14 protein-coding genes and 1 tRNA gene are annotated in these 12748 nt (G+C 36.6%); 10 read left to right on the top strand and 5 right to left on the bottom strand.

Annotation, left to right across the window (positions count from 1 at the left end; genetic code table 11):
• Positions 1-65 precede the first annotated feature (65 nt).
• Together ABC255_RS20635 and ABC255_RS20630 are read left to right on the top strand one after the other, a co-directional pair.
• Positions 66-1817, top strand: coding sequence for an ABC transporter transmembrane domain-containing protein (locus tag ABC255_RS20635; protein ID WP_412996477.1), 1752 nt, complete (start codon positions 66-68; stop codon positions 1815-1817).
• Positions 1804-3612 carry an ABC transporter ATP-binding protein gene (locus ABC255_RS20630; protein ID WP_412996475.1) on the top strand — a complete coding sequence of 603 codons (1809 nt, stop codon included), beginning with the start codon at positions 1804-1806 and terminating at the stop codon, positions 3610-3612. Before ABC255_RS20635 ends, ABC255_RS20630 begins: the two co-directional genes overlap by 14 nt.
• A gap of 39 nt (positions 3613-3651) precedes the next feature.
• Here the strand turns inward: ABC255_RS20630 and ABC255_RS20625 are convergent, their stop codons facing one another.
• Positions 3652-3834: an aspartyl-phosphate phosphatase Spo0E family protein gene (locus tag ABC255_RS20625; RefSeq protein ID WP_179602100.1), complete on the bottom strand. Its 183-nt coding sequence runs from the start codon at positions 3832-3834 to the stop codon at positions 3652-3654.
• A gap of 279 nt (positions 3835-4113) precedes the next feature.
• Here ABC255_RS20625 and ABC255_RS20620 point away from each other — a divergent pair, with 279 nt between their 5' ends.
• Together ABC255_RS20620 and ABC255_RS20615 are read left to right on the top strand one after the other, a co-directional pair.
• The gene (locus ABC255_RS20620; RefSeq protein WP_335532342.1) at positions 4114-4821 is read left to right on the top strand and encodes a cytochrome c biogenesis CcdA family protein; all 708 of its coding nucleotides are present in this window, start codon (positions 4114-4116) and stop codon (positions 4819-4821) included.
• A 49-nt stretch (positions 4822-4870) separates the two neighbouring features.
• Positions 4871-5344: a CcdC family protein gene (locus tag ABC255_RS20615; RefSeq protein ID WP_335532340.1), complete on the top strand. Its 474-nt coding sequence runs from the start codon at positions 4871-4873 to the stop codon at positions 5342-5344.
• A gap of 49 nt (positions 5345-5393) precedes the next feature.
• On the opposite strand, the gene ABC255_RS20610 is transcribed toward ABC255_RS20615, so the two are convergent.
• Positions 5394-5876: a hypothetical protein gene (locus ABC255_RS20610; RefSeq protein ID WP_412996472.1), complete on the bottom strand. Its 483-nt coding sequence runs from the start codon at positions 5874-5876 to the stop codon at positions 5394-5396.
• A 79-nt stretch (positions 5877-5955) separates the two neighbouring features.
• Complete coding sequence (locus ABC255_RS20605) at positions 5956-6384, bottom strand: DUF2621 domain-containing protein (protein WP_335532336.1); 429 nt, start codon at positions 6382-6384, stop codon at positions 5956-5958.
• A gap of 220 nt (positions 6385-6604) precedes the next feature.
• Between ABC255_RS20605 and ABC255_RS20600 the strand changes: the two genes are divergently transcribed.
• From ABC255_RS20600 to ABC255_RS20590, 3 genes are all read left to right on the top strand, one after another.
• A tRNA-Sec gene (locus tag ABC255_RS20600) sits at positions 6605-6701 on the top strand.
• A 125-nt stretch (positions 6702-6826) separates the two neighbouring features.
• Positions 6827-7102: a hypothetical protein gene (locus ABC255_RS20595; protein ID WP_412996471.1), complete on the top strand. Its 276-nt coding sequence runs from the start codon at positions 6827-6829 to the stop codon at positions 7100-7102.
• Between the two features lie 352 nt (positions 7103-7454).
• Complete coding sequence (locus tag ABC255_RS20590) at positions 7455-8432, top strand: aldo/keto reductase (RefSeq protein ID WP_412996469.1); 978 nt, start codon at positions 7455-7457, stop codon at positions 8430-8432.
• Positions 8433-8541: 109 nt separating this feature from the next.
• On the opposite strand, the gene ABC255_RS20585 is transcribed toward ABC255_RS20590, so the two are convergent.
• The gene (locus ABC255_RS20585; RefSeq protein ID WP_412996468.1) at positions 8542-9513 is read right to left on the bottom strand and encodes a bile acid:sodium symporter family protein; all 972 of its coding nucleotides are present in this window, start codon (positions 9511-9513) and stop codon (positions 8542-8544) included.
• A 423-nt stretch (positions 9514-9936) separates the two neighbouring features.
• On the opposite strand from ABC255_RS20585, the gene ABC255_RS20580 reads away from it, so the two are divergent.
• From ABC255_RS20580 to ABC255_RS20570, 3 genes are all read left to right on the top strand, one after another.
• Positions 9937-10224, top strand: coding sequence for a hypothetical protein (locus ABC255_RS20580; RefSeq protein ID WP_412996466.1), 288 nt, complete (start codon positions 9937-9939; stop codon positions 10222-10224).
• Entirely contained in the window at positions 10190-10714 is a 525-nt protein-coding gene (locus tag ABC255_RS20575) for a HupE/UreJ family protein (protein ID WP_412996464.1), read from the top strand. Before ABC255_RS20580 ends, ABC255_RS20575 begins: the two co-directional genes overlap by 35 nt.
• A gap of 459 nt (positions 10715-11173) precedes the next feature.
• A complete protein-coding gene (locus ABC255_RS20570) occupies positions 11174-11374 on the top strand; it encodes a hypothetical protein (RefSeq protein WP_412996462.1) in 201 nt (66 codons plus the stop codon).
• A gap of 164 nt (positions 11375-11538) precedes the next feature.
• Here the strand turns inward: ABC255_RS20570 and ABC255_RS20565 are convergent, their stop codons facing one another.
• Positions 11539-12702 carry a serine hydrolase domain-containing protein gene (locus ABC255_RS20565; protein ID WP_412996460.1) on the bottom strand — a complete coding sequence of 388 codons (1164 nt, stop codon included), beginning with the start codon at positions 12700-12702 and terminating at the stop codon, positions 11539-11541.
• Between the last annotated feature and the right edge of the window lie 46 nt (positions 12703-12748).

Raw genomic sequence — 12748 nt, 5'->3', positions numbered from 1 at the left:
AGAGGTGAAATGATTTTTTTAAAATAATAAAAGGATAAGGTCAATTATTTTTCGGGGGAACAATTATGAGAGTATTTTTAGATCTGGGCTGGTTTTTTAAGCAAGAGAAAAAAGCATATCTATCAGGAACATTTATATTGCTGTTTGTAGCGCTGCTACAACTCGTCCCGCCCAAGGTAATCGGCGTGATAGCCGACCATATTAATGAAGGTACGTTGACCAAAGGCTTGCTTCTTGAATGGATGCTCATATTAGTAGCTGCAGGGATAGGTATGTATGTCTTGAGGTATTTTTGGCGAATAATGATTTTCGGTTCAGCGGTTAAACTCAGCAAACAGTTACGAAATCGCTTATATCAGCACTTTACGAATATGTCACCATCGTTTTATCAGAAACGAAGGATTGGTGATTTAATGGCACATGCGACGAACGACCTACAGGCTATTCAACAAACAGCCGGTGCCGGAGTTCTAACGTTAGTGGATTCTCTATCTACAGGTGGATTCGTTATCCTGGCCATGGCATTTACGATCAGCTGGAAATTAACGTTGATTTGCTTAATACCGATGCCTTTTATGGCAGTGCTTACAAGTTGGTTTGGTACGATGCTTCACCGTACTTTTCACAAGGCACAAGAAGCCTTCTCTGACTTAAATGATAAAACACAGGAAAGTATTTCAGGGATCAAGGTTATTAAAACGTTTGGGCAAGAAAAAGCAGACATTGAGGATTTCCGGAAGCAATCCGAAGATGTTGTCCAAAAAAACATCGTGGTCGCTAAAATTGATTCTTTATATGATCCAACGATTTCAATCATTGTGGGTATTTCTTTTTTCTTAGCGATTACTTATGGTTCCAAATATGTGTTGGCAGGAGAATTATCGATTGGTGAGTTAATTGCCTTTACGACCTATTTAGGACTTTTAATCTGGCCGATGCTTGCCTTCGGCTGGTTGTTTAACATCGTTGAACGCGGTCGTGCTTCGTATGATCGTGTAACCGCTTTACTTCTTGAAAAGTCAGACATTACTGATAAAAATGACGCTTTAGAGGTAGTGCCTAGCGGCGGTATTCAATATAACATTGAGAAGTTCACCTTCCATGGTGAAAAGGAACCAATGTTGAAGAACATCTCCTTCACTCTTAATCGAGGAGAAACACTCGGAATTGTCGGGAAAACAGGTGCTGGTAAAACAACGTTGTTAAAACTTCTGATTCGTGAATTCGAAGACTATGAAGGGGAAATTATCTTTGGAGGTCATGCCCTTCAAGAATACAAGCTGGAAAAACTGCGTGAAGCCATTGGTTATGTTCCTCAGGACCATTTTCTATTCTCTGCAAGTGTAGCTGAAAATATTGCCTTTACGAACCCTCGTGTAGCTAAAGAAGAAATATACAGCGCAGCAAAGCTGGCCAATATTCATGATGATATTCTTCAATTTACGGACGGCTATCAAACCGTTGTTGGTGAAAGAGGAGTTTCACTATCAGGCGGCCAAAAACAAAGAATTTCGATTGCTCGGGCTCTGCTAATGAACCCAGAAGTACTGGTACTGGATGATTCACTATCAGCCGTCGATGCAAAAACGGAAGAAGCGATTCTATCCTCTTTAAGGAAAAATCGTGAGGGGAAAACAACGATCATTACGTCTCATCGTTTAAGTGCCATCCAACATGCAAATCTAATTCTAGTTTTAGATAATGGCGGGGTCATTGAAAGAGGAACCCATGAAGAGCTTATGGCAAGCGGTGGCTGGTATAAGGAAATGTATTTACGTCAGCAGCTAGAGGAGTTGGTTGAGCATGGAGGACATTAAAATAGATGAAACAGCACAGCTGACTGAAAAAGAACAAAAAAGGGTATTGTATCGTCTTCTATCCTACACAAAACCGCATAAAAAGGAATTAATTCTAGCATTCAGTCTTCTAGTGTTAACGACTTTAGGAGAGTTAGCATCACCAATTCTCGTTAAAATCTTTATTGATGATTACTTAACACCAGGAAATTTAGTATTTCAACCACTGGTGATCCTAGGAGCGAGCTATCTTGGAATTCAAATTGTAAAATCCCTATTGTTGTTTTTCCAATTAGTGAAGTTTCAGGAGATTGCTTTAAAGATTATCCAACAGCTGCGGGTTGATATCTTTTCAAAGGTGCAGTCACTTGGTCTGAAATATTTTGATCAAACACCGGCGGGAAGTATCGTTTCTAGGATTACGAACGATACCGAAGCGATTAAAGATATGTTTGTTACCGTACTTTCGACCTTTATCCAGAGCGGATTTTTACTAACTGGTATTTTCATTACCATGTTTATTTTGGATGTGAAATTAGCACTGTTCTGTCTGATTTTTATTCCTTTAATTCTACTGGTCATGAGTTTGTACCGTAAATTTAGTTCTCGTTTTTATTTGGATATGCGCGAAAGACTGAGCCAATTAAATGCAAAGCTAAGTGAATCTCTACAGGGAATGAGTATTATTCAAGTATTCCGTCAGGAAAAGAGACTTCGCAAAGAGTTCGAAGACATCAATGAAAAGCACTATAGCTCCGGTATGAAAAATATTAAAATTGACGGATTATTGCTTCGGCCAGCGGTTGATTTGATTTTTATTTTAGGACTCATTATTGTTTTAAATTATTTCGGTATCACATCATTGGATAGTCCAGTTGAAATCGGTGTGTTATATGCATTTGTCAATTACCTGGAGCGTTTCTTCGAGCCAGTTAATAATATGATGATGAGACTATCGTTGTATCAGCAAGCGATTGTGGCTGGGGCACGTGTTTTTAGAATCTTGGATAAGCAAGAATTGGCACCGGCACAAAGTGAAAAAAGTGCTCTATCGATTGGAGAGGGAAGAATTGAGTTTAAGGATTTAACCTTTTCTTACGATGGACAGCGAGATGTGTTGAAAAATATAACCTTTACAGCTCATCCTGGGGAAACCGTAGCACTCGTGGGACATACGGGAAGTGGGAAAAGCTCGATCATAAATCTATTAATGAGATTTTATGAATATGAGAAGGGTGATATATTAATTGATGGGAAATCAATTCGAGATTTTTCAAAGGATGAATTACGAGATAAAATGGGGCTTGTACTCCAAGATCCGTTTTTATTTTATGGAACCGTAAGAGACAATATTACGCTTCATAATCATCATTTAGCAGATGAGCAAGTGGAGGAAGCTGCTAAATTTGTTCAGGCACATACGTTTATCGAAAAGCTGGAAGATACCTATAATCATAAAGTGGTGGAAAGAGGATCTACTTTTTCAAGTGGACAGCGTCAATTAATTGCCTTTGCTAGGACGATTGCAGCGAATCCAAAGATACTTGTCCTTGATGAAGCAACCGCTAATATTGATACTGAAACAGAGGAAGCCATTCAAACTGCTCTTGCCAAAATGAGGGAAGGGCGGACGACGATCGCGATTGCCCACCGGTTATCGACAATTCAGGACGCTAACTTAATTCTCGTTTTGCACCAAGGAGAAATTGTGGAAAGAGGAACACATCAAGAGCTGTTAGCCCATGGCGGGCTATACCATAAAATGTTCCTATTACAAAATGGAGCCGTCGAACGGTTAGAGGATGTTGCGCAGTAGATAAGATAAGAAAAAATCCTGGCAATGTGCAAGGATTTTTTATGAGAGACTCGCCACTCGGCGGGTTTTCTTTATATACTTTCGATTATATTCATTTAAAAGGTGGTCTAATTCCTGGCTATAGCGAATAGCAATGGAGGAAGTCAAGCCGTTTGTAACCGCGACTTGTATTAATTCAGCACGCTTATTTTCTATTAGTTCAATAAGTTCTTGTTTAATCATAGCCGTGGTCCTTTCCGGAGAAACTCCAAAAATAGAAAACAAAACATTGATAGTTATCTTCTACCAATGTTTTACTAGTATAACCTAAGATGGGAATAAATACAAAGATATTTGTAAAAAATTATCCAACTATTTTAGGTATATAATAGATTTTTTGTATGTTTTTTGAAGTAGATTTTAATAATTTGCTAGCGACACAAAATATTCATGTTAACCATTATCATTTAGGGGGAAGTTTTGTTAAAATGAAGGAGTATCGACTATAGTGGGAGTGTTAATATGACTGACGTAAATATATTTTTGGCCATGGGTGCAGGTTTTTTAAGTTTTATCTCACCATGCTGTTTACCGCTATACCCTGCATTTCTATCGTATATCACGGGAATGTCTGTAGGGGAGTTAAAAACTGAAAATGCAATGCTTCAAAAGCGGAGTCTTCTACATACAATCTTTTTCCTTATTGGGTTTTCGGCTATTTTCATTGCAATTGGTTTTGGAACTTCCTTTGTTGGCCGCTTTTTCCTTGAATATAAGGATTTAATTCGTCAGCTTGGCGGTATCTTTATTGTTCTATTTGGATTAATCATAGTCGGTGTCTTTAAACCAGAATTCTTAATGAAGGATCGTCGCTTAGAATTTAAAAACAGACCCTCAGGATTTATTGGTTCCGTGTTAATCGGTATGGCTTTCGCTGCCGGCTGGACACCTTGTACAGGACCCATTCTGACTTCTGTTATCCTGCTTGCAGCATCAAATCCTGGTTCAGGTGTTTTATACATGGTCGCCTACTCACTCGGATTTGCTATTCCATTTTTAATATTATCCTTCTTTGTCGGCAGAATGAAATGGATTCGTAAAAATAGCGGTAAGATTGTGAAAATCGGCGGGTATATAATGATTGTGATGGGAATTGTGCTTTTCTTTGACTGGATGACAAAAATTATCATCATTTTTTCAGGTATGTTTGGTGGATTTACAGGTTTCTAATACATGAAAATAATTTAGCTTTATTATAAGAAAATAGGGGATGGAACCTATGAACTTCGTTGTTGTTTCTTCAATAGGAGCGGTATTTATGGGGATATTTGCTTTATTTGTCCGTATGAAAGCCGCAAAGAAGCCTACAAATGCGTTGAAAATTATCCTGCCTCCTGTGTTTATGTCGAGCGGGGCATTAATGTATGTTGTACCACAATTTCGGTTGACTGGTATGGAAATCCTAGAAGTGGTTATTCTGGGAATGCTTTTTTCAATTTTGTTAATTAAAACATCAAAATTTGAAATCCGGGAAAATGAAATCTTTCTGAAAAGATCGAAGGCGTTTATTTACATTTTAGTAGGATTATTAGTAGTAAGGATTGGCTTGAAAACGATCTTAAGTGCCACAATTGATTATGGAGAACTAAGCGGTATGTTCTTCCTGCTTGCATTTAGTATGATTGTTCCATGGCGGGTTGCGATGTATCTCGATTACAAAAAGTTATATCGACAGCTCCATGGTCAACACTAACATTGCTATAAAAAAAACGCTCAGGGCATAAAAAGCTCTGAGCGTTTCTTTAATACCGATATCTTTTAACTTTATCAAATAAATACTGTACTACATATAAGATATAGGCTTTATAGTGTAAGTAGATAAAAAACTGTACATGATTTAATCGACCCAGACTGATAATCTTAAGCTTTTTAAGAACATCTATGATAATGAAAGCAAAGGCACCATCAGCAATTAAATTTAATAGCACAAACTTCTTAAAGTTTCCTTCCGAAATTTTAAGGAGCCACATCGAAAGAGGTGCATAAGGCCCTACACTAAAAGGTAGTTCATCCCTAATAAATGATTTCTTCTTATCGTAAAACTTCCACCAATTCCGCTTGTGTCCATACAAATGATTAATGATTTCAAAAATAACAATAAAAATCCCTGAAAATGAATAACGTTTAAAATCACGCTTTCCTATAAACAATAATGACAGCCACGGTATCACTATTAACAATAGATTAAATATCTTATGCCTCTTTGTCGCCCTGCGTTTTGCCATTGTTTCACCTCAACCTATTATTTGACTCTTTTTTAAAGTATCCAAAATCATGAAAAAAAACCGCCAAAAATTGGACGGTTTAGAACAAATGCTCATATGGAGCTACATCAATTCTATTTTCAAAAAGCTTTTTACGTAAAAATTTATGATCTCTTTTTGGTGTGGCTTGAATGTACCCACGGATGACAAGTTCTTCTGTAATTTTAGGTACTTTCTCATTAAGAGCAAGTTCGCCAATCTTTCCTGCTATTTTGTGCCTAGCAACATCACGGAATAATTCAGGGACCGGGCTGACCAAGTCCTCGAGAAGAGCTTTCTCTTCATCGCCCCAAAGATGTCGAGATTCATTCACATAATATTCTTCCCAGTCCATAACCGATTTGCCATCTTCCTTCGGCATTTTCTTAAGGAACTTTCGAAACATAAAAAATCCGCCAATCGCCATAGCACCGGCAAAGGCAAAGATCCATATTAAAATAAACCAAAGAAACCAACCTGTTAGCTGCATTGTTTTCACCTACACGATACTATTTTCATCTACTTATTATAGTCTGTTATATGGTGAAAAGACAAGTTATCACCTTTATGGTAAAGGATAAATCGGGCTTTAAAAGGAGGGGGAAAGTTGTCGGAAAAATGACAAAATCCCCAATTCTATTGATTATTACTATATTCCATTGTATTATGATTACAAATGGTAGTTATCATCTTTTTTCAATAATAATTGTGGGGCTGAATGGGGTACTGGTGTCCTCCTCAGTCTTCAAAACTGCTTGAGACCTGCGTGCCAGGTCTGGTGGGTTCGATTCCCACACAGTCCCGCCAAAATAACTCTTAAGTAATCGCTCAATCACTTAATTAATTATTAAGTCTAGTGGGCTTTTTTCACGTACAAAAAATTGCGAGCTTTTTTAATTAAAAATCACTTATTAGATGAAGGAGCAAGAAAGATGAAGTTTCCTAAAAACATTATATTAGATTCTGTTGCTGAACGTAAAAACCACCCAGATTACGGACTAGAATTTGTTCAGGAACTTGGAAACGATGACGCTGGTTTTTCTGAGATGGTAGTAATTATTTTTAAATTCAAAGGAAAATATTATAGTGTTGATATCCAACATGTAAATGGAGAAAATAATTACGATCATTGGGACGATGAAGTTGATTGTCCGGAGGTAATTCAAAAACAAGCTATTCAATATTATTGGGAAGAAGTTAAAGCTTAATTAATATTTTGTATAATAATTAAAATTATGGTTTATAGTAATCTATTAAATATAATAAATTTGCCTCCTAAAGTAGAGTAGCTGTTACTGATGGGGGTGTGAATTAATTCGTCTTGAAAGACTCCATTTTTCAGTAATGGAGTCTTTTCTTTTGTATAGGAGCCATAATTGGCTTTCAAATTACAAGAAAACACTATAAAGCGAGAAAACCTGAATAACCAAACTTCACGGGACATTAAGAATCTAGAAAAACAATTATATTCAAAATTGTTGAAATCAGAAATTAATTGTAATATTAAGTGATAGAAATATATAAATATTCAGATAAAAACAGAATGATTAGGAGGCACTTATGAGACGTATAAAAATAACAGGCACAGATTTAGAAAGTTCATTTCTTTCGCTGGGAGGAGTTGCTTTGGGAAGTAAGTTGAATGAGGAAGACTCCTTTAAATTAATGGATACATATTTTGAAAAAGGGGGCAATATGATTGATACAGCACAGGTTTATGCTAACTGGCTCCCAATCGAATCTAGCATAAGTGAGAAAACAATTGGAAAATGGATGAAAGTAAGGGGTAACCGTCATAAAATGATAGTTACAACTAAAGGTGCCCATCCACTTCTTGAGACAATGCACCTTCCTAGAATGACCCCTGGAGAAATTGTTAAAGACCTGGACAATAGCCTGAGGAGGCTTCAAGTAGATACCATTGACTTGTATTGGCTGCATCGTGATGATGAAAATAAGAATGTCGGGGAAATATTAAGCATATTAAACGACCAAGTGAAAGCGGGAAAGATACGTTATTTTGGCTGCTCCAATTGGAAAACAGAACGTATTATGGAAGCCCAGAAATATGCTCTGAAACATGGTTTACAAGGATTCTCAGGAAACCAAATGATGTGGAGTCTTGCCACAGTTAATAGAGAAAAATTAGCTGATCCTACTTTAGTTCCAATGGATAAGGAAATGAAGCAGATACATGTCACAAACGGTTTAACTGCAATCCCATACTCCTCTCAGGCACAAGGGATATTTTCGAAATTGGACTCAGCGAACTTAATATTTAGTGAAAATCAAATAAGCCCTATGTATTACTCCTTGGAAAACCAAAATAGGTTAAAAAGAGTACAACAGCTAGCTAAAGAACATTCACTCACCATTACCCAAGTAGTGTTGGGCTATCTATTATCGCAACCATTTTCGACAATCCCGATTGTCGGTTGCTATACGGTTGGGCAATTGAATAATTGCTTACTTGCGGAAAATATCCAATTCTCAGAAGAACAAATTGAATACTTGGAGCAAGGTACTACATTGCAATAAATTTTGGAAGTAGAAATTAAGGAGACGCGGGGTACACCCCATTTCAAAAATCTCAAAAAAACCACACCTTCATGTGTTGTTAATTTCCCAACAATGAAGGTGTGGTTTTCTAGTTTGTTAATTGTGAGTTTTTTGAATCCGCATTGAGTTCCGTTTTGTTACTCATCCGATTAAATATGGTCGCTAATATTGGACCAGATATATTATGCCAAACACTGAAAATAGCACTTGGTACAGCAGATAATGGTGAGAAATGAGCTGAAGCAATAGCAGCACCTAAGCCGGAGTTTTGCATTCCAACTTCAATTGCAACTGCTTTTTTCTTCGATAAATCCATCTTGAATAACTTTCCAAAGAAATAGCCCAATAGATAGCCAAGGACATTATGGATGATAACAACAGCAAAAATGATTAACCCCGTTTTCGCAATATTTTGTTGATTAACAGATACTACTGCGGCTACAATCGCAACAATTCCTATAATGGATACAAGCGGAAGGACCTTTACGCTTGCCTGTGCTTGACGATTAAATACTTTCTTAATGATTAGCCCTAGAACGATAGGTATAATCACAATTTTTACAATGGAAACAAATAGGCTACCTGGATCTACAGGAATCCATTCGCTTGCAAGTAATAAAATAAGTGCTGGTGTTACCACAGGTGCTAGTATTGTTGTCACTGAGGTAATGGTTACACTTAGAGGAACATCACCTTTCGCCAAGAAAGTCATAACATTAGATGAAGTACCGCCCGGACAGCAACCTACTAAAATGACTCCTACAGCAATTTCAGGTGGTAATTGTAATCCTTTTGCAAGTAAAAAAGCAAGACCAGGCATGATTAAAAATTGACCAATAACTCCGATTGCTACATCCTTTGGGCGTCTGAAAACTTCTTTAAAATCTCCTGCAGACAATGTTAGTCCCATTCCAAACATAATGATCCCTAATAGGAGGGAAATATGTGGTGCTATCCACGTAAATGATGATGGCCAAAAAAACGATAAGGCTGCAAATAATAGCACCCAAACGGCAAAGGTACTGCCGGCGACTTGACTTACTTTCTCTAAAACTTTCATTTTTTACACCTCTGACTTAGAATTTTTGTAATGAAAAGTATTATAGAATACTTTTTGAATAAAAACAATAGTTAGAATATTAAAATAGCAAAAAAACTAGAAATTATTATAGTAAATATTTGGATTGATAGAACGAATTAAGAGGAAATTTCTCGATAAAGACGATGGCAGTTTGAAAAAATTCTTCAATATGCTAAATTCAAGTAAGCTGTCAAGAAGTTAGCTTTTTTATTTTTGGATATAGTAAAAATTATCTGATTTTGCATGTTTTTTAATTTGCGAAGACAAAAATAGTCCTTTTATAGTGATTTTTGTCATTTACATGAAACCGCTCAACAAGAGTCAATCGACAACAAAGTCATCCAAGAATATATCAATTCTCGTATAGAACTATATGCAGATAGTGAACAGGTTGAAGGGACTGTGAAAAAGACCGACATTGAGACGATTAATGAACGCCCATTTGCAGTAATTGACCTAGCATATAATATTGAGCATAAACCAGAGAAACTAATTGTAGAGTATAATATGTTCCTGGATGATTCGGACCCAAGTCATGCAAACTATGCAACTGTTAAACTGAATGGAAAACAACAAGAACAAGTCCTTTCATACGAATCAAGAGAAATTGGAGATTGGAGAAATAAGTTTCCTTTCAAATGTAAAACAGTTTTTAGTGCTAGGATTAATACATATTTTTACTGGTTATGATCATATTCTATTTGTCATTAGTTTGCTTTTTGGGGCAAAAACGATTCGCCATATTCTTGGCTTAGTCACTGGATTTACCATTGCCCATAGTATCACATTGGCTCTTGCAACTTTGGACATTGTTACGCTACCAAGCAGGTTTGTAGAATCCGCGATTGCATTAAGTATTATTTACGTTGCACTTATGAATATTTTTAATAAAGACTCAAATCATCAGCCGTGGCTTGCCTTTGGTTTTGGACTAATCCATGGGTTTGGTTTTGCAGGAATCTTATCTGAAATGAGATTAGACACAAACCATATGGCTGCGTCCCTCTTGTCATTTAATATAGGGATTGAAATTGGACAATTATTAATCGTTTCAGTGGTATTCCCACTTATTCTATGGATTAAAAAGTTAACCTTAAAACCAATTCTATGGGTTATACCTGGTACATCAGTAGCCATTTTATGCTTTGGACTTGTATGGTTTATTCAACGAGCTTTTTGATTCTGATCATTCACAAGTATTAGGACAATGAAAATATTATTGTTTTAAGATCAGAAGAAAACTCAAGGTGTGCTTCTGTTTTTTTTAGGTGCTGCAGAAAAATCCGGCTATTCTTATAGTAAGGGAAATTGGAAATATTATAAAATTGATAGGGAGCTCTTATAATTTATAAATATATAAACCCCATTTCATTTGAAATGGGGTTTGGCGCTGGATGTGGCGGTTATGGATACGGTTTATTTTATGGCGATAGATCAATAATAGTTTGTAAGTTTTTCATAAGATATAATGTAAAAAAGGAGAAAATGATTACGGTAAATCGATAAAATTTGCTGTTTGAGGTTCCGTCTGGTTTTAATTATTGAGGCGAGGATACATTTTACAAAAAATTTACAAGGATTTTATTAATGTTTGGCAAATTCTATACGTAAGTAATATAAACAGGGGAGGAAGTGGAGCATGAGATATCAACGAACGTTTTTTATGATTAATGATTTGGTCATCGAAGTCAAGAAACCTGAAATAACGTTAAAAAAAATCGAAGTAAGCAAAATAAAAATTGAAAATGAAGAATATAGAATGCTCCGAAAAAAATTCGATGAAGATTTATTCCATATAGAGAAAAAGCCTGATGGATGGTACATAACAGAAAAAGAGTAAGCACTTACGAGTTTTAGTTATAGCGGAAACTTGCATAAACAAAAGCAATCGACTCAGCGTTGTTCTGATCGATTGCTTTTTGAGTAAATGTAGAAATACAAAAGATACAAATTAATTTAGATTATATTGTCATCTCTAAATAATTCAGCACTTTATGCGTGTTCTTATAGCGAACTATAAATAACCGAGCGAAGCCGTGGCTGATGATAGGCCTCAAAGTTAGGCATCATTTGCTGCATATACACAGCAGAAAGCTTTTCTTTTGGGTCAATCAATACCCACGTGCCCGCTAAACCACACCATCCGAATTCTCCAATTGAACTGTTACTGCCACCTAAAGGAGGATCGATCATGACTCTGACTCCCAATCCATAGCCATATCCCTTCAGATAGTCCCAATTATAGTACTGCAACACCTCTGGCTTTAGATGATTGGTAGACATTAGTTCAATCGTCTTTCTTCCTAAAATTTTGGCACCGTTAAGCTCTCCGCCGTTTGCCAACATGTGGGCAAATCGACTATAGTCGCCTAACGTAGACAGCAACCCTCCGCCACCACTTTCAAACTTGGCTTCAGGCTGATAATTCACATCCATTAATGAATTTTTGGTTAACTCCCCATTTTCGCTGCGATTGTAAAGGCTGCAGAGACGCTCTTTTTTCTCCTCGGGAATCTTGAAAAATGTGTCCTTCATTTCTAAAGGATCAAAAATTTCATCTTTTAAAAATTGTCCAAAGGATTTACCCGACAGGACTTCTATCAATGCTCCCAAGACGTCATGGCTAAAACCATATTGCCATTGTGTCCCTGGTTCAAAGGCAAGTGGAATCGTGCTGAGCATTTGGGAGAGTGCTCTAACATCTAAATTCTCAGAACCGTTTTCGTTATTAAAATTATTGAGCGCCAGTTTAACCTGACGTTCGGTTTCATTTCCTTCCCCTCCATAGGTTAATCCAGAGGTCATCATGAAGAGATCTTTGATCCTGATTGATTTTGAAGAGGGTAAAATCGATAAATCGCCGTTTTTATTTTTATGGTAAACTTTTGGTTCTTTGAATTCTGGAAGATACTCTTCAAGAGGATCATTTAGCAAAAACAATCCCCGTTCATATAAAATAAGGGCAGCAACACACGTTACCAATTTGGTGTTTGAATAGATTCTATAAATCGTATCCGGTAAAATTGGTGTTTCCGTTTCAAGGTCTGCATATCCAATGTAATCTTCAAATACTGTTTTCCCTTGATAGGTAACGGAACAGGCACATCCAGCGGGACCTTTTTCAACAAAACTTTTTAATAACGGATGTAGTTTTTCAAAAGATTTCAAACAGTTTCCCCTCCTTATGAAGCATCGACTTGCAGAAAAGTAGATG

Source organism: Neobacillus canaveralius (assembly GCF_047237705.1).
GTDB lineage: Bacteria > Bacillota > Bacilli > Bacillales > Cytobacillaceae > Neobacillus > Neobacillus niacini_K.
Note: the sequence above shows the minus strand (reverse complement) of the source record. Positions and strands in the feature narration are given on the sequence as shown.

Bases quoted from the DNA above. Each gene is read 5' to 3' on its own strand.
- ABC255_RS20635 (WP_412996477.1), top strand. From the start codon at position 66: ATGAGAGTATTTTTAGATCTGGGCTGGTTTTTTAAGCAAGAGAAAAAA.
- ABC255_RS20630 (WP_412996475.1), top strand. From the start codon at position 1,804: ATGGAGGACATTAAAATAGATGAAACAGCACAGCTGACTGAAAAAGAA.
- ABC255_RS20625 (WP_179602100.1), bottom strand. From the start codon at position 3,834: ATGATTAAACAAGAACTTATTGAACTAATAGAAAATAAGCGTGCTGAA.
- ABC255_RS20620 (WP_335532342.1), top strand. From the start codon at position 4,114: ATGACTGACGTAAATATATTTTTGGCCATGGGTGCAGGTTTTTTAAGT.
- ABC255_RS20615 (WP_335532340.1), top strand. From the start codon at position 4,871: ATGAACTTCGTTGTTGTTTCTTCAATAGGAGCGGTATTTATGGGGATA.
- ABC255_RS20610 (WP_412996472.1), bottom strand. From the start codon at position 5,876: ATGGCAAAACGCAGGGCGACAAAGAGGCATAAGATATTTAATCTATTG.
- ABC255_RS20605 (WP_335532336.1), bottom strand. From the start codon at position 6,384: ATGCAGCTAACAGGTTGGTTTCTTTGGTTTATTTTAATATGGATCTTT.
- ABC255_RS20595 (WP_412996471.1), top strand. From the start codon at position 6,827: ATGAAGTTTCCTAAAAACATTATATTAGATTCTGTTGCTGAACGTAAA.
- ABC255_RS20590 (WP_412996469.1), top strand. From the start codon at position 7,455: ATGAGACGTATAAAAATAACAGGCACAGATTTAGAAAGTTCATTTCTT.
- ABC255_RS20585 (WP_412996468.1), bottom strand. From the start codon at position 9,513: ATGAAAGTTTTAGAGAAAGTAAGTCAAGTCGCCGGCAGTACCTTTGCC.
- ABC255_RS20570 (WP_412996462.1), top strand. From the start codon at position 11,174: ATGAGATATCAACGAACGTTTTTTATGATTAATGATTTGGTCATCGAA.